Here is a 26,267-nt window from a genome sequence, read left to right on the forward strand (position 1 = left end):
TTATGGAGATCGATTTACCAGGTTGAACTGGTGAAAGAAGGGCTTGCCTTACGGCAGGCCGTTACCGGCCCGCACACAAAAAATCTGACACTCCCGTCGAAATCAACAACGAATACTTTGCTTGCCAGTTCATTTTTTGCACAGATGCTTGAACTGACACCTGACTAAACGGCAAAAATTGCCCACTAAACCCATACAATTCAGGGCCTCGTTAGCTTCGGTAACACGGGCCCTTCCACCAACCTCTCCACCCCCAACCGCACCCTCTCCCCCCCCTGCTCAATCACCACCCCATCCCCATCCCCCTCCACCGCCACCAACTTCACCCCAGGCCCAACCGTCTCCCCCTGCAGAAAACTACGCGGCGGCCCATCGTTCAGGCTCAGTATCGCCACCGCCCCCCGACTACTCGCCATCACCCCGCTCACCTTGATATCCACTGGCGCCGTTTGATTGGAAAACCACTGCAACGCCGGGCTGTCACTGCGCACCGCGAGCAATTGCGGGGCTGCCGGCGGGGTGTGGGATTCGGCGGTGGTCAGCAGCAGCGACGACCACGTCGCCACGCCAACCAGCGCGGCGAGCAGTGCCGCGGCCTGGACCATTTGCGGTGGGGAAAAGCGTGCGGTGAACATCATGGGCTGAATCTCCTTTTAGTCCCTGCCCCCAGACTACGCGGCAATTCTCTCGGTTTTATTTCACACGCCTTACATGTTGGCGGTGCAGGATGATCCTCAACGCAAAGGAGCGCGCAATCGATGAACAGGCAACAGGGCTTTACCCTGATCGAGTTGATGGTGGTGCTGGTGATCATCGGTATCGCCAGTGCGGCGATCAGCCTGAGCATCAAGCCCGATCCGCTGCAATTGCTGCGCAAGGACGCCGAGCGTGTGGCGCAGTTGCTGCAGGTGGCGCAGGCCGAGGCCCGCGCTGATGGCCGGCCGATTGTTTGGGTCAGTGATGCCAAGGGTTTTCGGTTTAGTCGGCGCAGCGACAACGGCAAGGGTTTCGAGCATTTCAATGACGATGCACAACTGCGCCCGCGGCCGTGGCAGAGCCCGAAGGTGCAGGTGCGGGTCGAGCCGAAACAGAAAGTCGTGCTCAACGCTGAGTGGATCAATCCGCCGCTGCAACTGACGTTGTCCGATGGCGCCAATCAGTTGAGTGTCCTGCGCGATGTCGCCGGCCGGATCAGCGTGCAATGAAAGACCAACAAGGTTTCACCCTGATTGAGGTGATGGTCGCGATTCTGCTGATGGCGGTGGTGAGTTTGATTGCCTGGCGTGGGCTCGACAGCGTGACGCGGGCTGACAGCCATTTGCAGGCCAGCAGTGAGCAGAGTGACAGCCTGTTGCGGGCGCTGAATCAGTTGCAGCGGGATGTGGACATGCGCGCGGGCATTGAATTGACTGAGCCGAAGAAAGTCGGTGTGGACGACGAGCCGCCCAGCGCCCCTCCCGCGATTACTGTGCGCAGCAGTGACAACAAGGGCTTTCGCCTGGACATCATTCGTACGGCGGCGGATCAGCCGGGGGCGTTGCAGCGGGTGCGGTGGTGGGTCAAGGGCGACACGCTGTATCGGGCGGTGGCGGCGGCGCGCAGTCGGTATCCGTTGCCGGCACCTACTGACGTGGTTGCTGTGCTGAACGATGTGAGCGATGCACAGATTCGGGTATGGGAAACGGATAAGGGCTGGCGGCAATTGAGTGGCAATCGGCGCGAGGATCCGCAAGGGCTGGAGATTCGGTTGAATCGGCAGACGCCGCAGGGGGTGGAGAAATATCGGCAGGTGATTGGGCCGCTGGACTGACAAACGCCTGAGATCCCCTGCCCCGTCCACCCTGGAGCTGCCGCAGGCTGTGGTCTTTTGATTTTATTTTTCAGAAGCAAGATCAAAAGATCGTCCGAACGCGGCCCGCGCCTTCGGCAGCTCACACTGGGATCGGGTGTACCTGCCAAAGGCTGTCAGGCCGCCATCGCTGACAGGCTCCCAGAAAGAATTGAGTACACCCCGCACGCGGCGCGTGCCGCCCCACTCAACACAATGAGCGTTAGCTCGAGTACCGCATTTGATCTTAAAGCGCCCGTCGGCAGGCTTCGTTCCGGGATTGATCCGGGGATGGGGAGCGCAGCGACCGTTTGGCGAAGCCAAACAATGTCCACCGCCCCCCCCACTAGCTGAGAACGACGACCCCCCCAGGCAACTCAGTGCATTTGACGCCGTAGGCATCGCGAATCAACAACGCCACACCCGCCAGTTGATCAAGGCTAAACCGCGCCTGCACCCGACGCTGTCCAAGCTCACGGTTGAGCAGCAAAAGCATCCCCGGCCGATAGCGATTAATCTCATCAATCATCTGGCTCAGGGTCGCCCCATTAAACACCAACACCTGCTGCCGCCAATTCATCACCGCCGCCGTGTCAACGTTCTGTACCGCGCCAACCTGCCCCGCGTCATAGGTCACTTGCTGCCCCGGCTCCAGACGCAAACTGCGCCCTTCAACGTCTACTTCCACAGCACCCTCAAGGCAAGTCACACACACCTGCTGATCGGTATTGCGCAGATTGAATCGCGCCTGACTGGCCCGCAACCACCCGCCCCCCGCCTGCATCGCCAACGGTAACCGCGCGGTCTGCACTTCGACTTCACCACTGACCAGTTCAAAACCTTGCACGCCGTCATCCACGGAACGCTGATTGATGCGGGTCTGCGTGTTCAGTTCCAGGCTCACACCCTGCGCCGGTTCGAAGCGCCGCTGTTGGCCGACTTCGGTGATGTAGTCGGCACCCAGCCCTTCGAAGCCACCGGGAATCGTCCCACGTACCAGCAGGAACGCCGCCGATGCGGCAATCGCACCGCCGAGAAAGGCACGGCGACCGAAACGGCGTGGCGCCTGCATTTGCTCCACGGCGGGTTGCAGGTTGTGCCACAACACCTTGGCCTGCTCGAAAGCCTGCGCATGTTCGGCGCTCTGGGCGCACCATTGGCGCAAGGCGCGGGCGTCGGCCACGGTGGCGCGGCCGGAGGTCAGCAGGACCAGCCAGTCGCGGGCTTCGCTGTGCAGTTTCTCGGCCGCCGATGGCTCGGCAGGTGTCAGTCGAAAGATGTTCAAACGCGCAGATTCTCAACGAATTGATCGGGCACTATTCAGAAGACGGTTTTCCGGCCCCGCGACCGAACCGCTGAAACACTTTTCTTTCCAGTTTTGCAGCGCAATGCCCCAGTGCGGCTTTGATTTCCTTCTCGACCATGCGCGTGGAAATGCCGAAACGCTGGGAAATTTCCAGGTGGGGAGCCTCCTCCAGGCGCGCGGCAATGAAGATCTTGCGGCGCCGCGCCGGCAGTTCGTACAACGCGCTGAGCAGCGACTGGATTTCCTTTTGCCCGCCCACCACCCGTGCCGGGTCGAGCGCCTCGTCGCCGATTTGCAGCAACTCTTCGACTTCGCTTCCGGTGAGCAAACGCGCGTCGGCCTGGCGCCGGTCCGCAGCGATGTTCAGGGCCATGCGATACAGGTAGGCGTTGGGCCGCAAGAGGTTCGGCGGCGGCTCCATGCGGTCGACGCGCAGGTAAGTTTCGTGCAGCACGTCGTTAGCCAGATCCTCTGAGCCCAGACGCCGACGCAGGCGCACCCGAAAATCCTCGTAAGAGGTCAGGAACAGTTGGACCATCGAACCTTGTCCGGTGTCTTTCATCCCCCGGAAACTCCTTCCCATTTGGTGCATTCCATGCGTTTCCCTGACGACTGCGGTAACAACAGCAACGTGACCGGCTGACGCAAGGCACTGGGCGTCGGCCGGTCGATCCTGAGACTGCGAAAACTTTCTACCAGCGCGGTATCGCGCCGTACATCGCCGGTGGAGGTGACCAACCGGTTGTGTTGCACCACGCCATCGCGCCCGACCCAGACCTGCAACACCGCGCGATAACCGCCCGGACGGGTCAGCGGTGAACGGCACAGGTTGCGCTCGATCGCCGCTTGTACCGCCGTGGCGTAACTGCGGTTGACCGCGATGCTGGCGGGCGATGGCTTGTCCCCGGTCGATGGCACGTCCTCGACCTGTGCCACCTGCAAGGTGAACGCATCATCACGGGCATAGCGCGCCATCAAGCCGCTGCCGCCGAGCAAACGACGCAAGGCATCAGCGGCGGTGTACTGACCCTCAACCGCCAGCGAACGTCTGCCTCGACTCAACTGGCTGTCGACCAGCACCGCAACGCCCGTGGCGTGGCTGTATTGATCCAGTGCCCGAGCCAGATCCTGCGCCGGAATGTGCAGCGTCATGCGCAGGTCCGCCGGCACCGCGTCGGCCATTGCGTGGCTCGCCGCACAGCCAAGCAGCCACCCCAGACACATCCGGCGTACAAGCCTCGTTGAACGCTGAAGACCGCCCCTGGAACTGCCTCGCTGCACGGCTGACGTATCCCTGAAATTCGTCATCCTGAGGGCTGTTTATGAATCTGGTGTGACGGGCGCTGCAAAAAAACCATCACGGGTTTTGTATCGGCCTTGCACTAGACTCAAGCACCAGAGCAGCCCCTTCGGGCTGGCCAGGAGGCAGGCATGAAAACACTCTGGAGGATCACCCTTGGCGGGCTGTTGCTGAGCGCATTGGTCAACGCCCAGGCCGAGCAACCGCTGGGCTGCGTAGAGGTGGCGGTCGGCGGCTACAAGGCACCGAATTACGATTGCCTGACCCAGCAGATGGGCAACAACCCTGAAGGCGCCGCGGCCGCCGAGAAAAACCGTGAGGCGTTGAATGTGCCGGTGAACAAGCGGCCACCCAATCAGATGGGATTGGCGACGCCCGCCGGCACCAGCACGCGCATGGGCAATACCTTTGGCTCGTCGGTAAAACCGCAACGACCAACGAATTGAAAACGTTTCAGTCGCTGGGCGTCTGGCGAAAACTCACTGCGAGGCGATTCCAACTGTTGATGGTGGTTACGGCGATGGTCAGGTCGACCATTTCGGCTTCGTTGAACTGCTCGCGTGCCTGCTGATAAACGTCATCCGGCACATGGCTTTCGGCGAGCAGCGTCACCGCTTCGGCCCAGCCCAGCGCCGCGCGTTCGCGAGGATTGAAAAACCCGCTGTCGCGCCACACTGCAATCGCGTACAAGCGCCGATCACTCTCCCCGGCCCGCCGTGCGTCTACCGAATGCATGTCGGTGCAGAACGCGCAGCCATTGAGCTGCGAGGCGCGGATCCGGATCAGTTGCAGCAGTGGCTGCTCGATGCTGAGGCTGGCGGTCAGCGCCTCCATGGCAATCATCGCTTTCATCGCTTTGGGCGAAGCGTTGTAGTAGTCCAGGCGCGGGGACATGGCAGGTCTCGGGAAGCGCAATGATGAGTTCACGGTAAGCGCAGAGCTGCCGGCGTTACAGCCCCAATTCCACGGAATATCGCTACACCAGTGAAATCCCGGCCACACACAAATCCCCCTTGTGGGAGCGGTGACCAATTTCGGGTTTTTGTGCTGCGCAACTATTGCCGACCACGCAACAGCGGTAATCTGGCGGGCACGCCAAATAGCCTCGGGAGCCTCGTCGGTATGGAACTTCACGTTGTGATCAACGGCCGCAAGGATCTGGCCGGTCAGTTGTATCAGCAACTGCGCGACGCCATCGAATCCGGGCGTCTGGCCGCTGGCACACAATTGCCGCCCAGCCGCTTGCTGGCCGAGCAACTGGGGATCTCGCGCAAGACCATTTCCGACACTTACGCGCAGTTGACCTACGAAAACCTCCTCACCGGCGTGATCGGTAAAGGCACCTACGTCAACGCCCGCCCGGCGCAGGTCCAACGCAAGCAAAGCCACACCGAGCTGGCCAGCGCCGAGGTGATCGAGCGCTGGCGCAATCTGCCGGTGTTCCTGCGCCACCCGACGCTGGAGGGTTCGCTGCGCTACGACTTCATCGGTGGCGCCACCAGCAAGGGCCAGTTTCCCCATGACGACTGGCGCCGCTGTGTCTCTCATGCGATGCGCCAGATGGCCGGTTCAAAAGGCTTCTACAGCGTGCCCGAAGGTTTGCCGGCGTTGCGCAATGCGATTGCCCGGCACATCGCGTTTTCTCGCGGGGTGAACTGCCAGGACGAAGACATCGTGGTGTGCAACGGCGCGCAACAGGCGCTGGACCTGATCACCCGCGTGTTGATCAGCCCCGGCAGTCGGGTCGCGATGGAAGACCCGGGCTACCCGCCGGCGCGCTTGCTGTTCGGCACCCACGGCGCGGATGTGGTCGGCGTGCCCGTGGATGACGAAGGCATTGTGGTTGAGCAAATTCCGGGGGGCACGCGGCTGATCTACGTCACGCCCTCGCACCAGTTTCCCCTGAGCATGCCGATGAGTCCGGCGCGGCGCGAAGCCTTGCTGGCCCGCGCCTATGAGCTGGGCGCAATCATCATCGAAGACGACTACGACAGTGAGTTTCGCTACGAAGGTCGGCCCACCGACTCACTGTTCAGCCTCGACCAGCGCGGCATCGTCGCCTATGTCGGCACCTTCTCCAAGACCCTGCTGCCAGAGCTGCGCCTGGGTTATGCGATTCTGCCGCCAGCGATCCTCGAAGCGGTGATCCGCGCCAAACAACTCACCGACCTGCATGCCTCTACCCTGCCGCAATGGGCGCTGGCCAAGTTCATCGCCGAGGGTTGCCTGCTCAAGCATATCCGCCGCTGCCACACGATTTACGCCCAGCGCCGCGAACGGATTCTGGCGCGCATGGCCAGCGATTTGTCGCCGTGGCTTGAGGCGGTGCCACCCAGCGCCGGGTTCCACATGGCGGCGTTCTGCAAACGGCCGATCGACCTGCCGCTGGTGATCGAACTGGCGAAAAAGGTTGAAGTGGGCCTGTACTCGATCAACGGTTTCTATCATCAGCAAGCGCCGAAAAACGGTTTGTACTTTGGCTTCGGCGCCATCGAAACCCTGGACATCGATATCGCCCTCGATCGCCTGCGCGACATACTCCAGCAAGTGGCTTGAGTGATTGGCCTAACCGATAAACCGCCGATTGGTTATTGGTGATAGCGAGGTGCCGGCCTATTCTGCACAGGCGTTTTCCCTCAATGAGCAGGATTCGTCCGGCCTGATTCAGGAGTGTGAGCAATGTCCAACGAAGTGATCAACACCGTACAGGTGCAGGCCGCCGCCGGCCGCTCGGATGAACTGGGCAGGCAACTGCAGAAGATCGTCGAAACCCTGCGCGAAACGCCGGGCTGTGATTCCTATATGGTCGACCGCTGCCCCGAGGACAGCCACCGCTGGATGGTCAGTGCCCGTTGGCAGTCGGAAGCGGCGATGCAGGCGCATTTCAACCGGCCCGAGGCGCAGGGGTTTATCGACTTGATCGATAGCCGGCTGGCCAATAGCGTGGATTTCAACAGTTTCCCTATCGTTTGACCCGACGCCTTCGCGAGCAAGCCCGCCCCCACATTGGAATGCGACCCACTGTGGGAGCGGGCTTACTCGCGAAGGCGTTTGCCGCACACCGGTTTTTTCTGGCATCCCCCAGTATTGGTCACCCGATCTTCCCGAATATTGGCCGTTTGAATGCGCCACCCCGCGCACTACTGTGATCACCGACATCCCCACTTCACAGGTGATCCGCCATGAAAGCCCTACACTTCTTCGCCGCTGCCCTCGCCTTGACGATTTCTGCCTCGGCCCTGGCCCATGACCCGTCCGAGAAAGTCACTGTGCTACAAGACCAGATGCTGAAAAACGCACCGGGTAAAAAAGCCATGATGATCGAAGTCGACTACAAGCCCGGCCAATCCTCGATTGCCCACAAACACGACGGCACCGCCATGGCCTATGTGCTGGAAGGCGAAGTGATTTCCCAGGTGAAAGGTGAACAGGCGATCACCTACAAAAAAGGCCAGTTCTGGTACGAACCGGCCGGTTCCGAACATCTGGTGTCGAAAAACGCCAGCAAAAGCAAACCAGCCAAGTTGCTGGTGTTTATGGTGCTGGCCCCGGACGAGCAAGTGCTGATCCCCCTGAAAGACTGATAGTTGTTCGGCCTGCCATAAATAAAAAGGCGCAAATCGTTGATTTGCGCCTTTTTATTGCTCGGAGAAATTAACCGGTTCCGTTTAAAGCAAATGAAACTATCCACGCGCTGATAAACCGACAAATTGTCAGCTGCCTTACAGATTCTCCGGTTTAGCCTGAATTAAAGCCGAGCGCCCTTTTAAAACTCGGCAATTGCAACTTTCCGACTGAAGTTGTTTCACGGGAGATTCACCATGAAACTTGCGTTGGCCAGTACGTTGGTAATTTCGGTTTTAGCCCTCTGCGCCTGTTCAGTGCCCACCCCTCCTAAAGCGGTCTCATCCCTCGACACGCTACTGCCCCACCCGACCGGCCGCAGCAATACCACTGAGGTGAAAAGCGGTCCCGGCGTCGCGCTAGGCGTCATCTACAGCCCAAGCACCCAGATCAATCGCGAATACCTGCGCGACTATCAGGCCAACGCCGGCACCGGTTTCGGCCAGAGCCTGCTGGTGCAACCGATTCACGACGCCTATGTTGCCAGCTCGAAACCGGACATGGCGGTGGATTGGGTCAACGCCTCCCTGCAACGCCAGTTCGGCTCAGTGACGGTCTACCCGGACACGCAAAGCCTGCGTGCTGCAAGACCGGATGTGGTGGCGATTGTCGACACCCACAGCCAACTGACCACTTCGCGCAGTTCCGATATCAAGGCGGACGTGAGTGCCGATTTCTATGATGTGCAACTTAACTACATCGGCACGGCAAAAGGCTCGGACGCGAAAGAACTGACGCAACTCTGGGCGGACTTTAAACGTTCCGAGGAGATTATTGCGGACATCACTCAACAACAAGACGTTCAAGTAAGGGCATTGCAGAATTTTGACCAGCCGCTCAGTAATTTACTGACCAGACCGACGAGAAAAGTGTCGATGCTCGATAACACACAAGCAAAAAAGTTGTATTGATAACAGGTACCCACCACCCTTTCAGGCGACTGTCTACTGTCAGGTATTACAGTAGACAGCCACTCTTCAAGCGCCTCCAATAGCCAGCCTGCGTTGCACCGATCCGCCTCTTTCGGATGTCGCTATACGCAGTTCCCCACGCGTATTGAGGAACAAAAAATGTCTGATAAATTCGGCAATTCAACAGTTGGAGATCTCGATCCCGACTTCGGGCCTGATGGCACGGGCATTTCCTGGCTCGAATATCCGGATGGAGATAATGGCTTCGCCAGTGGCATAACCGTTACGCCGGACCACAAGTTACTGATTGCTGCCAGATCGGGACAAAAGTATTCAATTGTGCGATTGACTGCGGATGGCAAGCAGGACGACAGCTTTGGTAATCGAGGAACCGTCACAGGTATGTTTGCCAGCGGTTTCAAATCAACAGGCAAAAGCATTCGCGTGCTAAAGGACCAAAGAATATTGCTTGATGGACTTTTTGACCTAGAGGAATTTGGCGCTCCACCGGTACGCGGGCTTGCGCTTTACGACGACAAGGGCGCCCTCGTGTCGGCGTTTGGAGAAGGCGGGGTAACTGTCGTTCATCCGATTACTTCACCTCAATACGCGCTATCCGAAGAGGAAAAGAAACAAAAGGGCCCGTCTGCATCAAGCCAAAATGGTAATTCGATCGAGTTGCCCGATGGAAAACTCATGGTTCTTAGCAATCATTCGTACAGCTTTGCGGACCAGATTGGTCTGTTAATGAGGCTCAACCCAAACGGATCCTTGGACACGACGTTTGGCGATGGGAAAGGTTATGTTCCCATCCAGTACCTGGCGAACTCTACTTGGGCTGGCTCACTGCTTCACCTCCAAGACGGGACATTTGCCGTCGCAGGTTCAGCACACGTAGAAGGCACGTCGTTCGCCATGATTGCTCGTTTTGACGCTCAGGGCATTCCTGTCAGAAATTTTGGCCGCAATGGTTTTGTTCTGTTTGATTTCCAGAATCCTAGTAGTGAAATAACCGAGCTTGTACAAATGCCTGACGGCAATATTCTCGGAATGGGGAGCACCGGACAGACCGGAATATTCTCGGGTGTAATGGTATGTATTGATTCGAAAGGTGCATTTGCTGGCTCTTTCAACGGAGGCAATCCGCTCCTCACGCCCTTTCCTCAAGCGCCGCTTGGCATCCAATGGATATCTGGCGCGCAACGAGATGACAACAAAATAGTGGTTATTGCCAACACCTTGGGCGAATCAAACTCAAAATTGCTCCTGGCCCAATTCCACCCAACTGGCGAACCTGATCTCGGTTTCGGCAATCAAGGCAAGTTAATGATTGATTTGACTGATGTGCTGGACATGGCAAACGGCATTGCCATTCAGAAAGGTCAGATCGTCGTATCCGGCACTTCTCTGCCGCATCCACAAGGTGTATGCAGTTTCGCCTTGCGCTGTTCTGCAGTGCATTGAAAACTGATAAAAAAAGCCCCGGCATCTCACGACACCGGGGCTTTCTCATTCAGCCACTACTTACGCCAATTCAGGCTCGGCATTCGCAGCAACTACAGGCACTACCGCTTGCCCGCTCAACGCCAGATCCAGCAGTTCGCGGTTGGCCACTGCATACATGGCGTAGTCAGTGCCGCTCGCAGCACGAATTTCCACCAGCATGGCACGCCAGCGCGAAATCATGCTTTCGTGCTGTTCCATCCACAGCGCCAGGCGTTCTTCCACTTCATGAGTGCCGTCGCCCTGTTGCAGGACGGAGATGGTGATCGCACGTTGCTGCCAGTCGACGTCATCGCGGAACGCTTCACGGGCCAGGGCCTGCCAGTTGTTTTCAACCGGCAGTGCGCTGATCTGTTGCAGGTACCAGGTGATGTCCAGCGCACTGCCCACGGCGAAGTAGGCCTTGGCCACTTCTGCCGGGTTCTGGCCCGTCACGTCGGAGGCTTCGATGATCGGCAGCAAGGTGTACAGGTGCGAGGTGCCCGCCACCATACGCGCCAGCAACTCCGGCACACCGGCTTCGACGTAAGCCTGATAACGCGCCTGCCAGTTTTCGTGGATCTCGCCGCTCAGCAGTTCATCGAGCTTGAGACCCAACTCCTTCAGGTGCGGACCGAAATGCGCGACGTCACGGGCAGCGTTCTGCTCGTTGCGGCGGGCACGCAGGAACCAGCGCGTAGCACGACGGCCCAGACGCATCAGCTCGTCCATCAACTCCAGTTGCACGTCAGCGGAAACCTGATAATCCAGGGCTTCGATCTGACGGAACCAGTGCGGGAGATGGAAGATGTCACGCACAATCACATATGCGCCCGCCACGTTCGCCGGGCTCATGCCGGTCGACTCTTTGAGTCGCTGAACGAAGGTGATGCCCATGTGGTTGACCAGGTCGTTGGCGATCTGGGTGCCGACAATTTCACGTTTGAGACGGTGACGACGCATGGCGTCGGAGAACTTGCTGACCAACGTCGGCGGGAACGCCGTTTCCATGTCGCGGGTCAGGTAATCGTCGTCCGGCACCTGAGAGCCCAGCAACTGCTCCTTGAGGTCGATCTTGCTGTACGAGATCAGCACCGACAGCTCGGGGCGGGTCAGGCCATGGCCTGCTGCCACTCGCTCGTTGATCTGTTCTTCGGTCGGCAGGAACTCGATGGCACGGTCCAGCTTGCCACGGCCTTCCAGATCACCCATCAGACGCTTGTACTCAGCGATGCGTGCGTAAGCGCGACGCGCTGCCAGGGACAGGGCCTGAGTCTGCTTGTAGTTGTTGCCCAGCACCAGACCACCGACTTCTTCGGTCATGCTCGCCAGCAACAGGTTGCGTTGCTTGTCGGTCATGTCGCCGGCCTGAACCACTTCGTTCAGCAGGATCTTGATGTTCACTTCGTGGTCGGAGCAGTCCACGCCACCGGCGTTGTCGATGAAGTCGGTGTTGGAACCGCCGCCATTGAGGCCGAATTCCACACGACCCAGTTGGGTCATGCCGAGGTTACCGCCCTCGCCCACTACTTTGCAGCGCAGTTCGTTGCCGTTCACGCGCAGCGCATCGTTGGCCTTGTCGCCGACGTCGGCGTGGCTTTCGGTGCTGGCTTTGACGTAAGTGCCGATACCGCCGTTCCACAAAAGATCAACCGGTGCCTTGAGCAAGGCGTTGAGCAGTTCGGTCGGGGTCAGCTTGTCAGCCTTGATGTCGAAGCGTTCTTGCATCTGCGGGGAAATTGCGATGCTCTTCGCGCTGCGCGAGAAGATACCGCCGCCTTCGGACATGAGGCTGGTGTCGTAATCGGTCCAAGCCGAACGCGGCAGATCGAACAGACGCTGACGTTCGACGAAGCTGGTCGCCGGGTTCGGGTTCGGATCGATGAAGATGTGCAGGTGGTTGAATGCAGCAACCAGTTGCAGCTTGTCGGACATCAGCAAGCCGTTACCGAACACGTCACCGGCCATATCGCCGACGCCCACCACGGTGATGCTGTCTTCCTGAACATTGATGCCGCGTTCGCGGAAGTGACGCTGTACGCCCACCCACGCGCCTTTGGCGGTGATGCCCATTTTCTTGTGGTCGTAACCGGCAGAACCACCGGACGCGAACGCGTCACCCAGCCAGAAGCCGTAGTCGATGGCGATACCGTTGGCGATGTCGGAGAAGGTTGCAGTGCCCTTGTCCGCCGCGACCACCAGGTACGGGTCATCGTCGTCATGACGCACGACGTTGGCCGGCGGCACCAGTGCGCCGTCTTTGAGGTTGTCGGTGATGTCGAGCAGACCGGAAATGAAGATGCGGTAGCAGGCGATGCCCTCGGCCGCGATCTCGTCACGGCTGCCGCCCAGTGGCAAGCGACGCGGCAGGAAGCCGCCCTTCGCACCCACCGGCACGATGACCGAGTTCTTCACTTGCTGGGCTTTTACCAGGCCGAGGACTTCGGTACGGAAGTCTTCTTCACGGTCGGACCAGCGCAGGCCACCGCGAGCAACGTTACCGAAGCGCAGGTGCACGCCTTCAACGCGTGGCGAGTAAACGAAGATTTCGAACTTCGGTACTGGCTTCGGCAGTTCAGGAATCGCGTGCGGGTTGAACTTGAAGCTGAAGTACGACTTGTTCTGGCCGTTGGCATCCGTCTGATAGAAGTTGGTGCGCAGCGTGGCTTTGATCAGGTCCAGGTAGCGACGCAGGATGCGGTCTTCGTTGAGCACCTGAACATCGTCCAGTGCGGACAGAATTGCCTGCTCCAGGCGCTGTTGCTTGTCTTCCAGATCATCGCTGCCGAGCTTGCGGGCCAGGTAGAAGCGGGTTTTGAACAACCGGGTCAGTTCGCGAGCGATGTCGGTGTGGTTGTTCAGGGTGCTGGCGATGTAACCCAGATCGAAGCCCAGACGAATCTGCTTCAGGTAACGGGCGTAGGCACGCAGCAGCGCTACGTCGCGCCATGGCAGGCCGGCGGTCAGCACCAGACGGTTGAACGCATCGTTCTCGGCGTCGCCACGAACGATGTGGACGAAAGCGTCCTGCAGGGTGTCATTGAGTTGCTGGATGTCGAGTTCCAGGCCTTCAGCGGCGGTGAACGCGAAGTCGTGAATCCAGAACTCGCGGCCTTTGGTGTGACGCAGGCGGTACGGGAATTCACCCAGCACGCGCAGGCCGAGGTTTTCCAGGATCGGCAGGACGTCGGACAGCGCCAGTGGCGTGTCGGCGTGATACAGCTTGCAATGCAGCTCGCGCTGGCCGGAAACCTGACCCAGCGGCTGATAGAAGCTCATCACCAGCGGATTTTTTTCGTTCAGGCTCAGCAGGTGCTGCATGTCGACCACAGCCGAATGCGCGGCGAAACGCTCGCGGTAACCGGCCGGGAAGCCTTTCGGGAAGTCGGCCAGCACGTTGGTGCCGTGGGCTTCGCCGAAGCTTTCGACGGTCAGTGCGGCGTAGTCGTCCTGCCAGCTACGGCAAGCCTGAACCACTTCTTTTTCCAGCAGTACGGTGTCGATGTCGAGACGGTTTTTCGGATCGACACGCAGGATCAACTGCACGCGAGCCAGCACGGACTCGGAGAAGAATGTCCAGAATTCGCAATCGGAAGCCTTCAGGCGCTCCATCAGCACTTGCTGGATCTTCTGGCGAACTTCGGTGGAATAGATGTCGCGCGGCACGTAGGCCAGGCAGTAGCAGAAACGACCGTACGGGTCTTTGCGCAGGAACACGCGAATCTTGTTGCGCTCCTGGATCTGCACAATCGACATCACGGTGGTGAACAGTTCGTCGACCGGGGTCTGGAACAGGTCATCACGCGGCAGCACTTCGAGCACCTGGGCCAGTTCTTTGCCCAAGTGAGCCTTGGACTGGAAGCCTGAGCGGTGCTCGATTTCTTCGACCTTGCGGCGGATGAACGGGATGACCCGCACGCTCTCGCCATACACCGAGGAGGTGTACAGGCCCATGAAACGGTGTTCCTTGATGACTTTGCCGTCGGCGTCGATTTCGCGGATCGACACGTAGTCCGGGTAGGCCGGACGGTGCACACGGCTTGGGTGCGCAGCCTTGGCGAACGACAGCAGGGTCGGCTCACGCAGGTAGCTCACGGCGTAATCTTCGATGCGCAGGTCATCGTAGGTCAGGCCGGTGCGCAGCAGTTTGGTCAGGCCGAGGAAGGCGTTCTGGTCGTACTCGATGTGGCCGCCATCGGCCTGATCGGTGACCACAAACTCTTCGTAGCCAAGGAAGGTGAAGTGGTTGCCCACCAGCCATTCCAGGAAACTTTTGATTTCGTTCTTTTCGTCGGCATCGATGGCGAATGCACTGTTGTCGAGCTTGGTGAGGATTTCCTGCACCTTGGCTTTCATCGGCTCGAAATCGGCGACCGCGACGCGGACTTCACCGAGCACCTGCTCCAGCTCTTTGCTCAGCACATTCAGTTCGGCCGCGTTGGCGCAACGGTCGATTTCCAGGTACATCAGCGACTCTTGCAGAATGTCGTCGCCCTGGGTGCCTTTTGGCAGGATTTCCAGCAATTCGCCCTTGCTGCCACGACGCACGCTCAGCACGGTGGTTTGCAGGGTGTGGATGCTGTAGCCGCGGCGGTTCAGTTCAGTGCGCACCGAGTCGACCAGAAATGGCAGGTCGTGGTGCAGCACTTCGACCGCGGTGTGGGTCGACTGCCAGCCGTGGCGTTCGTAATCAGGGTTGTAGACGCGCACTTGCGGTTGCGCGTGATCGAAGCGCTCAAGCAGGCGCCACGCGGAAAGAGTACAGCCAGCGAGGTCGGAGAGGCGACGCTGGGTCAGCTCGTCCAGAGAAATGATGCCGAAGAATTGTTCAGCGAACAGCGCCACTTGTGGCAGTGCCTGTTCACTGATGTGCTGCGCCAGTGCCGCTTGCAGTTGGTGCTGGAAGTCGGCTTTGCTGGCTGCGGTGAAGAACGCCATCTGTGGTACTCCGCTTAAGCTTGTTATTGATGGAAAGCGTCGCGTGCAACACCCCTTTCGGGGTTTGTATCGCCCTGCTCCTGATTCTCGGGCAGAGGAAACAGGGTGACAGGTGGGTGAAGCTGGACGGGACGCTCAGGTCACATTCACCTTCCATGAATGGGCATCTGCAAAAGCGACTGTCAGGGCTGCCGACAATGCCTTTACGGGTGCTCATCCGTTGCGCAGCTTAATGGGTGCGACAATGTGTCTGCTTGCGGTGCTGCGACATATTCGGTCAATGGCACGCAAACCGAGGCTTTGGCAACGGTGAACACTAGCAGTCAGGGCGAAAAACGCTGGTCTGAATGCCCGTATTTACGGGACATTCGTGCCAGTTCCAGACCTTTTGCCGCTACATATCCAGAAACGAAAACGCCGCACTATCGATCTTGAGCGTGGCATCGGGTTCAGCACAGGTGCCTGACGCAGATCCATTTGGACCTGAAGTTACTACCTGAGCGAAGAACGTTCCCGCTCAGTCTCTTCAATGCACTGAGCATTTCCATATCCACCTGTGCACCCCACTACAAGTCAAACTAAAACAACAAGATAACCACCCTTCATCTTTTCTTACAATCTGTAAAGAAATAACCCACAAACATCTCGGAACATATTCGCGGGTCCCGACTTGGCCGAGGCGCTACTCAATGCTAACAATACAAACACCTACCGCCCGACGGATCGGGCCTTAAATGCACAAGGAACTTGCACATGTCTCAACTGGAACTCCCAGGAATGATTATCTACGGCGACGGCTCATGGGAAATCATCAACTTGAATCCCGACAAGATTCGCGGTGATATCCGCAAGAATTACCCCTTGGGGAATCCAATGCATGGATTCACCCTCGCGCTTCAGAATGACTACCATGCACGCCAGCAAAATCTTGAAGCCATCCTGCAATCTGAATTAAGCCAGGTCGATAGCAGACATCCACCCATTGCGAACATGACACCCGATGCATGGCTGTCTCGCACCCTAAACATAGTCAATGAATTGTTATTCCAGAAAAACACTGAGCTCCAACAACAATTGCAAACCGTAAAAATCGCAAAACAATATGCAAAGCTGGAGGCCACTTACAATGCGATGATCCTCAACGATCAAATTGCAAACCTTCAGGTCAAACAAACCAACTTGTACGCGCAAATGAATCGTCGCCAAGCGGAGGCTCTGGCCATGCAACAGGCTGCCGAAGCCGTACGCCAAGCGCAGGAAGCTCGTAAACAGGCGCACGAGCAAGCACGTCTGGCCGCCATTGCCGAGGCCCACTGCATCGCTGAAGAGAAGTCGAGAATCGCCGCAGAAGAGCAAACCAGGCAGATCGATGATTACAAACGTGCCGTAGCTTATGTCGCAGACGCGAACAAATACATCCTTGATAACTATGGCAAGAACCTGCATCAGGTCGTCATGGATCTGCAAAAGGACATTTCGGGGAAGAAGATCAGAAGCTATACGGAGGCGATGCAGACTTTCGAGAAAGTGCGGACCAATCCCAATGCGCGGCTCAATGCGCTGGATAAAGCGACCTATATGGACAGTGTCAATAAGCTCGCCAAGGGGTTTGGCTTGACCGGAAAAATCGTTCAGGCGCACTCCGTTGTCACCAAGGCAGTTATTGGTTTTCAGGATGGCAACTGGAAGCCCTTGATGTTGGAGTTTGAAAGTATCGCTGCCGGAATCGGGGCAGGTGCGATTCTGGCTATCGGTGCTGCGTTTTTCTTTCCGACGCTTGCAGTGAGCACACCCGGTATCGTGGCGGTCGGCTTGCTGATAGCCGCAGTAGCAGCCTACTTGAATGCTGGCAACGTAGAAAAAATAAATATATTTATCCTCGAAAAACTAGATAGGGCATTGCCAGAAACATAAGAAACCCGTTCTAGCAGGATTGAGGCCATCTGCTCGGCCCAAGCCTGCTACAGAACTCATATAAGCGCGACACATTGGAGAATGCCTTGTGATTAAAAAGACACCGGAAATAACGGTACCACTATTGGCAGTCGGGATTTTCTGCATTCCGATTTTTCTTATAAACCTCCTACTCCCCGCAGCGCCACAAACCAGTTGGGACTTCGCGCTCAACGAATTCGTGGACAAAAAACTATTTGGCCTGACTGGATTCTGGTCCTCTGTATTCCCTTTCAGCTCAAAAGTAACCGCAAACTATATCGCAATCACAGGACCAATATTTGCCAGCACGATCTTCTGCAAGGTACATAAAACAATGAATATTGACCCGACACAGTACCAAACACACCTCTTCGCAAGAATTATCGTCGGTATATTCTTCACCACTTTCATTACTCTATTTTGCACGCTCGCATTTTATTTAACCAACACTGACTTGGGGCAGAGCACTGGAAGGTTTGCCAATTTATTCGGCCGCAACGTACTTTTCTATTCCATATACTCTTCAGGAATGCTGATTCTTTTTTTCCTGATTCCCTTTTCCTTCCATCGCCTTTTTTTTTACTTCCCACGTCTCATGATTAAAAAATCGCAGGAAAAGAAAAGACGGAGCCACTCAAAATGAACGTCCTGTACTTTCCTTGAAACGCAAGCCTGCAAAAAAAAATCCAAGCTGGCAAAATCGCGGTTTCGAACCTCTTGCGCCCGTTCAACCAGGAATACCCCAATGCAAATGACCACCGCCCTACTGATCGTCAACCCGTGCGACGACGAAGAAGACAACATGGCCATGCTCTGCTGCCACAGCGACAAGGGCGACATGTTCCTGATGAGCCGCTATCCGGACGAGGACGAGCTGGAGATCACCCTGGATGGCGAGCCTTCGACGCTGGACGGCGTGAAAGTCACACTGACATCGACCCTGCTGAAGATCGAAATCGCCGCGACAGATGCCGATGTGTTGAATGGGGATGATGTGCTGGAGATCACCTTTAACCCGGATATGGTGGATATGAAAGAGGTTGTCGAGACCTTGACGAATATCCTCGACGGGACTGGCACCTTCATTAACGAGGTTTGATGGCGTCCGGTCTGGCCCCATCGCGAGCAGGCAAGCAATCCCCCCTGCTACAAAATTCCAACAACTCCCACGGTCATTTCCCGCACTTTGCGCAAAATGCCGTTAGTCGCCACCCCCCGCGATGGATTAAAGTAACGCCCCCAGCCCCGGTGTTATCCAGACGCCCGTGGCCACCCCTTTCCAGGAACAGTCATCGATGGAACATCGTGAAGCGCTGCTGGCGCTGCGAACCTTTCTTTCAACGCAGATTCTCGGCCAGGAAAAACTCATCGAGCGTTTGCTCATCGCCCTGCTCGCCGACGGCCACATGCTGGTCGAGGGCGCTCCCGGCCTGGCCAAGACCAAAGCGATCAAAGAACTCGCCGAGGGCATCGAAGCCCAGTTCCATCGCATCCAGTTCACACCCGACCTGTTACCCGCCGACATCACCGGTACCGAGATCTATCGCCCGGAAACCGGCAGCTTCGTGTTCCAACAGGGGCCAATCTTCCATAACCTGGTGCTGGCGGACGAAATCAACCGTGCCCCGGCCAAGGTGCAATCAGCGCTGCTCGAGGCCATGGCCGAGCGTCAGGTCAGTGTCGGGCGCAGCACTTATGAGCTGTCGCCACTGTTTCTGGTAATGGCCACGCAGAACCCGATCGAGCAGGAAGGCACCTATCCGCTGCCCGAAGCGCAGCTCGACCGTTTCCTGATGCATGTAAAAATCGGCTTCCCCGACGCCGCCGTCGAACGCCGCATCCTCCAGCAAGCCCGTGGCGAAGCGCTGAACGGCGAGACCAAGCCCGAACGCCGGGTCAGCCAGCAGGCAATCTTCGCCGCACGCAAGGAAATCCTCGGTCTGTACATGGCCGACGCCGTGGAGGAATACCTGGTGCAACTGGTCATGGCTACGCGCAACCCGGCCAAGTTCGACCCGGAAATGGCCGAGTGGATCGCTTACGGCGCCAGCCCGCGTGGCTCGATTGCCCTCGATCGCTGCGCCCGCGCCCATGCCTGGCTCGCCGGGCGCGACTTCGTCAGCCCCGAAGACATTCAGGCGGTGCTGTTCGACGTGCTGCGCCACCGCATCATTTTGTCGTTTGAAGCCGAAGCCGCTGGCATCGATCAGGATCGTGTGGTGCAGCGGATTCTCGACGTCGTAGCCGTCGCTTGACCCCTATGAATGCCCCTCTGCCGTCCGAACCGGGCATCCGCGTCAGCCTCGCCGAGCTGATCGAGATGCGTCATCGCGTGCGCGAAGTGCAGCTGTTTTCCACGCCGAGTCAGCGCAGCCCGCTGATCGGTCTGCATCATTCGAAATTCCGTGGTCGCGGCGTCGACTTCGATCAGGTGCGGGTCTATCAGGCCGGCGACGACGTACGCACCATCGACTGGCGCGTGACGGCGCGCACGCAAGAACCGCACACCAAACTGTTCCATGAAGAGCGCGAGCGACCGATTTTCATCATGGTCGAGCAAAGCACGCGGCTGTTTTTCGGCTCAGGCCTGATGTTCAAGTCGGTGCTGGCGGCGCAAGCGGCGGCGTTGATTGGCTGGGCGGCGCTCGGCCATAACGACCGGGTCGGCGGACTGGTGTTCGGCGACAACGAGCATTACGAGATCAAGCCTCGGCGCAGCAAGCAAAGTTTGCTGCAATTGCTCAATCGCCTGGTCAAGGTCAATCAATCGCTGCACAGCGAACGTGAACCGGACCGCGATGCCTTTGGCGTGGCCCTGCGGCGCGCCCGTGAGGTGCTGCGCCCGGGCAGTCTGGTGATCGTGATCTGCGATGAGCGCGCCTTGTCCGACAGCGCCGAACAACAACTGAGCCTGCTGTCGCGCCACTGCGATCTGTTGATGTTGCCACTGTCCGATCCGCTCGATCACGCCCTGCCCGCCGCGGGATTGCTGAGATTCGCCGAGCGTGGTGCACAGCTTGAACTCGACACCCTCAACTTTGAGCTGCGCCAGACCTATCGCGCCCAGGCCGAAGCACGCATCGCGCGCTGGGAATTGCTCGCCCAAAAGCTGCGCGTGCTGCTGATGCCGTTGAGCACGCAAAGCGAGTTAGTCGAGCAAATGCGTGAATTCCTCAACCCGCAGCGTCCGGGGAAAGGTCGATGAACGACCTTGATCAGCTACAACCGCTAATTTCGCCGCCACCGATCGCCTTCTGGCCACCGGCGCCGGGCTGGTGGCTGCTGCTTCTGTTATTGCCGCTGCTCGGTTTTGCTGTGTGGCGGCTGCGGCGTTTCATCCCGATCAAGAAACGCCCGATCGTGCGTGCCGAACAGCCGCTCGACCCGGTGCGCATTGCCGCCCTCGCCGAACTGGCGCGAATGCCCAAACCCTACGACGGCGCGCCGGCCGGGGCGTGGTTGCAGCAACTCAACGGCCTGCTCAAACGGCTGTGCCGCAACCATTACCCCTACAGCCAGAGTCATACGCTCAATGGCCGCAAGTGGCTGGCATTCCTCGACAACCGTTGCCCGGCTGCCGGCCTCACCCGTTGGATGGTACTGGTTGAAGGCGCGTACAAACCGGAATGCAAACTCGACGACAAAGCCATCGCCGGCCTGACCCAAGCTGTCGACACGTGGATTCGCAAACATGTTTGAGTTCGCCTGGCCGTGGATCTTTGTGCTGTTGCCGCTGCCGTGGCTGATGCGTCTGGTGCTGCCGGTGGCGGACAGTGGCGAGCCAGCGCTAAAAGTCAGTTTCCTGTCTGATCTGGAAGGTCTCGCCCGCCGCCGCGCCCGGGCGAACCTGCCGGCGTGGCGCCAGCAGGCACCGTTCATGCTGCTGTGGTTGTTACTGTTGATTGCCGCTGCACGCCCGCAATGGCTCGGCGAACCGCTGCCGATTGCCGCCAGTGGCCGTGATTTGTTGGTGGCGGTGGACGTGTCCGGCTCGATGGATTTCCCCGACATGCAATGGCAGGACGAAGAAGTCAGCCGTCTGAATCTGGTACAGCACCTGCTCGGCGATTTCCTCGAAAGCCGCGACGGCGACCGCGTAGGCTTGATCCTGTTCGGCAGTCAGGCTTACCTGCAAGCACCGCTGACCTTCGACCGCCACACCGTGCGCGTGTGGCTTGATGAATCGCGGATCGGCATCGCCGGCAAGAACACCGCCATCGGCGACGCCATCGGTCTGGCCCTCAAACGCCTGCGCATGCGTCCGGCGCAGAGCCGCGTGCTGATTCTGGTCACCGACGGCGCCAACAATGGCGGCGAAATCGATCCACTGACCGCAGCGAAACTCGCCGCCAGCGAGGGCGTGAAGATTTACCCGATCGGCATCGGCGCCAATCCTGAAGACAGCGGTTCGACCGGTTTGCTCGGGATCAATCCGAGCCTGGACCTCGACGAGCCGGCACTCAAGGCTATCGCCCAAGTCACCGGCGGCCAGTATTTCCGCGCGCATGACGGCAAAGAATTGCAAGCGATCAAGGACACCCTCGATCAGCTCGAACCAGTGACCCAGCAACCCACCCAGGCGCGCCCGGCGCAAGCCTTGTATCAATGGCCGCTGGCGCTGGCCTTGTGGCTGAGCCTGTTACTGGTCGCCCGCGAATTATGGCCGGACAATCCGCTGCAACGCCTGTTCACCAAGGAGTTGTATCTGCAAAGTCCGCTGCCTGACTGGCGTGAGCGCCTCAAACGCCTGCGTCTGCGGAGGCGCCGATGATCGCCCTCTGGCCACACTGGTTCCGCCCTTGGTGGCTGTTGTTGTTGCCGCTGCTCGGCTGGCTGATCTGGCAACTCTGGCACCGACAAAAGCGTGCCGGGCGCTGGCAGATGATTCTGCCGCCGGCGTTTCATGCCGCCCTGCTCAGTGGCGGTAACGGTCGCGACAGCAAACTGCCGTGGATCGTCCTAGGCGGGGCATGGTTGCTGGGCCTTGTGGCGCTGCTCGGGCCGAGTTGGGAGCGCGTCGAACAGACCAGCCAGAAACCCGCCGATCCGTTGGTGGTGGTGCTGGAACTGACGCCGGAAATGCTCGCCACCGATTCACCGCCGACGCGACTGGAACAGGCGCGGCGCAAGCTGTTCGATCTGCTCCAGGTACGCAGCGACGCGCAGACCGCCATCGTCGTCTACGCCGGCAGCGCCCACACGCTGGTGCCGCTGTCGGATGACCTGGCAACCAGCCGAAACCTGGTCGACGCGCTTAAACCGTCATTGATGCCACAAAGCGGTCATCGTGCTGACCTTGCCGTGGGCAAAGCGTTGGCATTGCTCAAGCAGGGCGCACTCGGTCAGGGCCGGATTCTGCTGATCGGCTCATCGCTGAGCGAAGAGGAACGCCAAGGCATTCGCCGCGCGCTGAACGGGCATTCGGCGCAGTTGTTGATGCTCGGCATTGGCACCGCTGAAGGCGCACCGATTGCTCAGGAGGACGGCAGTTTCCTCAAGGACGAGCAAGGCGCGATTCGTGTACCGCAACTCGACAGTCCGGGGCTTGGTGCTTTCCTCAACAGCGTTGGCGGCGAGTATCACTCTGCCCGGCTGGACGAAACCGACCTGCGTGCCCTCGGCCTGCTGGATGGCCCGCGCAGCTTACGCGACGACGGTCAGACCGTGCGCCTGGATACGTGGGCCGATCAGGGTTACTGGCTGCTGTTGCCATTGTTGCTACTGGCCGCGAGTGCCGGACGACGCGGCTGGCTGTTTTGCCTGCCGCTGCTGTTCTGCCTGCCACAGCCGAGCTACGCTTTTGACTTCAAAGACCTGTGGCTGCGCCCTGACCAACAGGGTCTGCACTTGCTCAATCAAAAGCGCCCGGCCGAAGCGGCGCAACATTTTGACGATCGCCAGTGGCAAGGGGTGGCGCTGTACGAGGCCGGCGACTACAGTGGCGCCGCCCAGCGTTTCGCCGAAGGCGGTGATGCTCGCGACCACTACAATCGTGGCAACGCTTTGGCCAAAAGCGGTGAGCTGGAAGCGGCCATTGACGCCTATGAGCAGGCGCTGGAGTTGCAACCCGATTTGCGCCCGGCGCAGATCAACAAGGCGTTGGTGGAAAATCTGCTCAAGCAGAAAAACACGCCGCCGCCCGTCGAACCGGACAGTAAACCCGCCGAGCAAAACTCGCCGGGCGAAGAACCGCCGACCGCCACCGCGCCACCGGCGGCGGTGAAAAGTGAATCCCAGAGCGAGGCCCAGCCTGCCGAGTCGGCCAACGAGCCGCCGCCGCCCCCCCCGCCGCAACCGGGCCCCAATGAAGTGCCGGGCGACGAGCCGGAAGAGCAACGAGACACGACGCCGACACTGCAGCCAAGCGAGGACAACCTCGCAGGCGAGCAACGTCAGGCACTGGAACAATGGCTGGGCAAGATCCCGGATGACCCGGGCGAATTGCTGCGACGCAAATTCTGGTACGAACAGCAACAACATCAGGATCAGGAAAACACTCGATGACCCGCTTCACCGCTCTCTTGCTGCCCCTGCTGATCTGCACGGCCACTGCCCAGGCGGCCGAGCTGACGGCCAGCGTGGATCGCAGTCGCCTGAACTCCGGCGAGACGGTCGAACTCACCCTCGAAACCAGCGACGTCACCCAGTTCGGCAAACCCGACCTGACCCCGCTGGAGCCCCTGTTCGAAGTGCGCGGCACGCGGCAGGTCAACCAGTTGAACACCCTCAATGGCGACAACCGCGCTACCACACGCTGGATCATTACCCTGCTGCCGAAAGAGAACGGCAGCGTGGTGATTCCAGCGTTGCAGATGGGCGATGTGCAGAGCCAACCGATCAGCGTGCAAGTGGTCGAAAGCGACACCCGCGAAGACCAGAACAGCCTCGACCCGGTGTTTATCGAAGCCAGCCTCGATCAGTCCAGCGTCTATGTGCAGGCCCAGGCCATCCTGACCCTGCGCATCTACCATTCAGTGTCGCTGTACGACGACAGCAGCCTGACCCCGCTGAAAATCGCCGACGCGCGCATCGAACAGCTTGGCGACACGCGTACCTACGAAAAAGACCTCAACGGTGTGCGCCATGGCGTGATCGAAATGCGCTATGCGATCTACCCGCAGCACAGCGGTTTGCTGACCATCGCGCCGCAGACCTTCAGCGCCACACTGGTCGATACGCAGCCGTCTCAGGATGCCAATGCGCAGGGGCCGAAACCGGGCAAATTGATGCGCGTCAGTTCCTCCGAAATCCCCCTGACGGTCAAACCCAAACCCCTGACCTATCCGGTCGATGCGCCGTGGCTGCCCGCGCGCAGTCTGAGCCTCAGCGAAAGCTGGAATCCGGAACCTGAACACACTCAGGTTGGCGATTCCCTGACCCGCAGCCTGACATTGAAAGTCGAAGGCCTGGCCGCCTCGCAATTGGCCGCACTGCCCGCCACCGACGTCAACGGCCTGCGCCGCTACCCGGATCAACCGGTGCTGAGCAACCAGAGCACTGACCGGGGCATTGTCGGCAGCCGTGAAGAACGCGAAGCCTTGGTGCCGAGCCGCAGCGGCGCCATCGAATTGCCGACGGTGGACGTGGTTTGGTGGAACACCTTCGAAGACCACCTGGAACACAGCAGCCTGCCGGCGCGCACTCTGCAAGTGGCCAACAACCCGAGCCTGCAAGTCGACACCCCGACCGGCAACCTGCAGCCGAGCATCGTCGATAACGATGTGTTGTGGTGGTGGAAACTCAGCACCCTGATCCTCGCCTGCACCACCCTCCTCGGCTTCGGCCTGTGGTGGCGCGCACGCTGGCAACCAGCCGTGCACCGCGCCGCCCAAACCGGCCCGAGTCCACGCACGTTGATGGATGACATCAAGCGTGCGAGCCAGGCGAATGATCCGCAGGCGACACGGCAGGCACTGGATGCGTGGGCGCGCCAGCAGCCGGAGACGCTGGCGGATATGGCGGCGCGGTTTGTGCCGTTGTCGGATGCGCTGGATGGGCTCAATGGAGCGCTGTACAGCGAGACGGGGCAGCATTGGCAGGGTGAGGATTTGTGGCGGGCGATCCGCACGATTCCAGCGGCGGAACGGGTGCAGGATCCGGTGGGTGATAGCGGGTTGCCGCCGCTTTATCCGAAGTAAAAGCAAAAGATCGCAGCCTTCGGCAGTTCCTACAGAGGGTATGTGTAGGCGCTGCCGAAGGCTGCGATCTTTCGATTTTGCTTTAGGGAAAAAAGGCTGAAGACAATCGGAATCAATAGTCGAATTTCGTTTTCACTTGTTCGCCTTCGCGATAGGAGAGAACAAATGCCTTCCAGGGCTCACCGCGAGCGACTGCATGCTCGTGTAATTTTTCTACAAGCGCATAGATTTTCGAATGATTGAAATCAGTTTCAGCGTCCCAGATTTCTGAGCCATTTTTTTCAACGGCGAGGTCTGCCTCCATATAGTTCCCCCCCCATTCAACGCGGTATCGAAAGGCGTCATAACCGTGAACAATTCCGGCCTCAACCAGCTGAAAAATGGCTGTCACAAGTTCAAAATCTTCAGCAATCACTCTCTGACCTCCGGAAATTGATTGTTCCTATCATCCCCTCTTTGGGTAAAACGGGGACAGACTACGTTTTCGGAGCACTTTCTAAACGTGGTCTGTGCCCCATTTACCATTAGAATTTTTTTCTAATCTCTTCGCCCTCGCGACAGGACAGGATCCCTCAGGGACAGACCACGTTTTTATTTAAACGAGGTCTGTCCCAGTATCCTCAGTGATCAAACACAGAACGAATATGTTCCGTGAGTCCAATTAAATCCTCGTATGCCACTGGACCAAGTAAATAAAACGGGGACAGACTCTGATAGATCCCCACAAATCTACTCCAGAGCCTGCGCCTGTTGACGCACCTCGTTTCTTAACGCGTGCTCAAGTCTCTCCAAGGTTCTTCCAGAC

24 protein-coding genes are annotated in these 26,267 nt (G+C 58.8%); 17 read left to right on the forward strand and 7 right to left on the reverse strand.

Going from position 1 to position 26,267, the window contains the following annotated elements; translation table 11 throughout:
- Positions 1 to 200 precede the first annotated feature (200 nt).
- A complete protein-coding gene (locus tag ACIOWA_RS22945) occupies positions 201 to 638 on the reverse strand; it encodes a type II secretion system protein N (RefSeq protein ID WP_401162077.1) in 438 nt (145 codons plus the stop codon).
- A 120-nt stretch (positions 639 to 758) separates the two neighbouring features.
- On the opposite strand from ACIOWA_RS22945, the gene gspH reads away from it, so the two are divergent.
- Positions 759 to 1,205 carry a type II secretion system minor pseudopilin GspH gene (gspH, locus tag ACIOWA_RS22950; RefSeq protein ID WP_339466368.1) on the forward strand — a complete coding sequence of 149 codons (447 nt, stop codon included), beginning with the start codon at positions 759 to 761 and terminating at the stop codon, positions 1,203 to 1,205.
- The gene (locus ACIOWA_RS22955) at positions 1,202 to 1,810 is read left to right on the forward strand and encodes a prepilin-type N-terminal cleavage/methylation domain-containing protein (protein ID WP_401162079.1); all 609 of its coding nucleotides are present in this window, start codon (positions 1,202 to 1,204) and stop codon (positions 1,808 to 1,810) included. The genes gspH and ACIOWA_RS22955 overlap by 4 nt, the downstream gene beginning before the upstream one ends.
- Positions 1,811 to 2,174: 364 nt before the next feature.
- On the opposite strand, the gene ACIOWA_RS22960 is transcribed toward ACIOWA_RS22955, so the two are convergent.
- From ACIOWA_RS22960 to ACIOWA_RS22970, 3 genes are read right to left on the reverse strand one after another with little or no spacing between them, the layout of a single operon-like run.
- Entirely contained in the window at positions 2,175 to 3,113 is a 939-nt protein-coding gene (locus ACIOWA_RS22960) for a FecR family protein (protein WP_401162081.1), read from the reverse strand.
- A 31-nt stretch (positions 3,114 to 3,144) separates the two neighbouring features.
- On the reverse strand, positions 3,145 to 3,696 hold the full coding sequence (locus tag ACIOWA_RS22965) for an RNA polymerase sigma factor (protein ID WP_339434164.1): 552 nt from the start codon (positions 3,694 to 3,696) through the stop codon (positions 3,145 to 3,147).
- The gene (locus ACIOWA_RS22970) at positions 3,693 to 4,358 is read right to left on the reverse strand and encodes a secretin and TonB N-terminal domain-containing protein (protein ID WP_339434163.1); all 666 of its coding nucleotides are present in this window, start codon (positions 4,356 to 4,358) and stop codon (positions 3,693 to 3,695) included. Before ACIOWA_RS22970 ends, ACIOWA_RS22965 begins: the two co-directional genes overlap by 4 nt.
- Positions 4,359 to 4,565: 207 nt before the next feature.
- On the opposite strand from ACIOWA_RS22970, the gene ACIOWA_RS22975 reads away from it, so the two are divergent.
- The gene (locus tag ACIOWA_RS22975; protein WP_339539610.1) at positions 4,566 to 4,880 is read left to right on the forward strand and encodes a hypothetical protein; all 315 of its coding nucleotides are present in this window, start codon (positions 4,566 to 4,568) and stop codon (positions 4,878 to 4,880) included.
- A 7-nt stretch (positions 4,881 to 4,887) separates the two neighbouring features.
- Here ACIOWA_RS22975 and ACIOWA_RS22980 read toward each other — a convergent pair whose 3' ends face one another.
- The gene (locus ACIOWA_RS22980) at positions 4,888 to 5,328 is read right to left on the reverse strand and encodes a carboxymuconolactone decarboxylase family protein (protein WP_339434161.1); all 441 of its coding nucleotides are present in this window, start codon (positions 5,326 to 5,328) and stop codon (positions 4,888 to 4,890) included.
- A gap of 228 nt (positions 5,329 to 5,556) precedes the next feature.
- Between ACIOWA_RS22980 and ACIOWA_RS22985 the strand changes: the two genes are divergently transcribed.
- From ACIOWA_RS22985 to ACIOWA_RS23005, 5 genes are all read left to right on the forward strand, one after another.
- A complete protein-coding gene (locus ACIOWA_RS22985) occupies positions 5,557 to 6,990 on the forward strand; it encodes a PLP-dependent aminotransferase family protein (protein WP_401162084.1) in 1,434 nt (477 codons plus the stop codon).
- 123 nt (positions 6,991 to 7,113) lie between these two features.
- Positions 7,114 to 7,407, forward strand: a complete 294-nt coding sequence (locus ACIOWA_RS22990; protein ID WP_123533564.1) for a putative quinol monooxygenase — start codon at positions 7,114 to 7,116, stop codon at positions 7,405 to 7,407.
- Positions 7,408 to 7,616: 209 nt separating this feature from the next.
- On the forward strand, positions 7,617 to 8,018 hold the full coding sequence (locus tag ACIOWA_RS22995; RefSeq protein WP_123533561.1) for a cupin domain-containing protein: 402 nt from the start codon (positions 7,617 to 7,619) through the stop codon (positions 8,016 to 8,018).
- A 237-nt stretch (positions 8,019 to 8,255) separates the two neighbouring features.
- Positions 8,256 to 8,969, forward strand: a complete 714-nt coding sequence (locus tag ACIOWA_RS23000; RefSeq protein ID WP_401162087.1) for an ATPase — start codon at positions 8,256 to 8,258, stop codon at positions 8,967 to 8,969.
- Positions 8,970 to 9,128: 159 nt separating this feature from the next.
- Complete coding sequence (locus ACIOWA_RS23005) at positions 9,129 to 10,433, forward strand: hypothetical protein (protein WP_339466364.1); 1,305 nt, start codon at positions 9,129 to 9,131, stop codon at positions 10,431 to 10,433.
- A gap of 60 nt (positions 10,434 to 10,493) precedes the next feature.
- Here the strand turns inward: ACIOWA_RS23005 and ACIOWA_RS23010 are convergent, their stop codons facing one another.
- Complete coding sequence (locus tag ACIOWA_RS23010; protein WP_401162089.1) at positions 10,494 to 15,389, reverse strand: NAD-glutamate dehydrogenase; 4,896 nt, start codon at positions 15,387 to 15,389, stop codon at positions 10,494 to 10,496.
- 753 nt (positions 15,390 to 16,142) lie between these two features.
- Between ACIOWA_RS23010 and ACIOWA_RS23015 the strand changes: the two genes are divergently transcribed.
- From ACIOWA_RS23015 to ACIOWA_RS23055, 9 genes are all read left to right on the forward strand, one after another.
- The gene (locus ACIOWA_RS23015; protein WP_401162091.1) at positions 16,143 to 17,303 is read left to right on the forward strand and encodes a colicin-like pore-forming protein; all 1,161 of its coding nucleotides are present in this window, start codon (positions 16,143 to 16,145) and stop codon (positions 17,301 to 17,303) included.
- 88 nt (positions 17,304 to 17,391) lie between these two features.
- Entirely contained in the window at positions 17,392 to 17,967 is a 576-nt protein-coding gene (locus tag ACIOWA_RS23020) for a hypothetical protein (protein ID WP_401162093.1), read from the forward strand.
- Between the two features lie 102 nt (positions 17,968 to 18,069).
- Positions 18,070 to 18,423, forward strand: a complete 354-nt coding sequence (locus ACIOWA_RS23025) for a hypothetical protein (RefSeq protein WP_339494275.1) — start codon at positions 18,070 to 18,072, stop codon at positions 18,421 to 18,423.
- A 196-nt stretch (positions 18,424 to 18,619) separates the two neighbouring features.
- Positions 18,620 to 19,579 (forward strand): MoxR family ATPase, encoded by a 960-nt coding sequence (locus tag ACIOWA_RS23030; RefSeq protein WP_007913915.1) that lies wholly within the window; start codon positions 18,620 to 18,622, stop codon positions 19,577 to 19,579.
- Between the two features lie 5 nt (positions 19,580 to 19,584).
- Complete coding sequence (locus ACIOWA_RS23035; protein WP_221733546.1) at positions 19,585 to 20,529, forward strand: DUF58 domain-containing protein; 945 nt, start codon at positions 19,585 to 19,587, stop codon at positions 20,527 to 20,529.
- On the forward strand, positions 20,526 to 21,023 hold the full coding sequence (locus ACIOWA_RS23040; protein ID WP_339434154.1) for a DUF4381 domain-containing protein: 498 nt from the start codon (positions 20,526 to 20,528) through the stop codon (positions 21,021 to 21,023). The genes ACIOWA_RS23035 and ACIOWA_RS23040 overlap by 4 nt, the downstream gene beginning before the upstream one ends.
- Positions 21,016 to 22,095 (forward strand): VWA domain-containing protein, encoded by a 1,080-nt coding sequence (locus tag ACIOWA_RS23045; RefSeq protein WP_339466359.1) that lies wholly within the window; start codon positions 21,016 to 21,018, stop codon positions 22,093 to 22,095. Before ACIOWA_RS23040 ends, ACIOWA_RS23045 begins: the two co-directional genes overlap by 8 nt.
- A complete protein-coding gene (locus tag ACIOWA_RS23050; protein WP_401162096.1) occupies positions 22,092 to 23,828 on the forward strand; it encodes a tetratricopeptide repeat protein in 1,737 nt (578 codons plus the stop codon). The genes ACIOWA_RS23045 and ACIOWA_RS23050 overlap by 4 nt, the downstream gene beginning before the upstream one ends.
- Entirely contained in the window at positions 23,825 to 25,462 is a 1,638-nt protein-coding gene (locus tag ACIOWA_RS23055; protein WP_401162098.1) for a BatD family protein, read from the forward strand. The genes ACIOWA_RS23050 and ACIOWA_RS23055 overlap by 4 nt, the downstream gene beginning before the upstream one ends.
- A 112-nt stretch (positions 25,463 to 25,574) precedes the next feature.
- Here ACIOWA_RS23055 and ACIOWA_RS23060 read toward each other — a convergent pair whose 3' ends face one another.
- The gene (locus ACIOWA_RS23060; RefSeq protein ID WP_007916505.1) at positions 25,575 to 25,877 is read right to left on the reverse strand and encodes a hypothetical protein; all 303 of its coding nucleotides are present in this window, start codon (positions 25,875 to 25,877) and stop codon (positions 25,575 to 25,577) included.
- Positions 25,878 to 26,267: the final 390 nt, after the last annotated feature.

Origin of the sequence: Pseudomonas sp. NPDC087614 (genome assembly GCF_044743485.1) — a bacterium.
Classification (GTDB): domain Bacteria; phylum Pseudomonadota; class Gammaproteobacteria; order Pseudomonadales; family Pseudomonadaceae; genus Aquipseudomonas; species Aquipseudomonas baetica_A.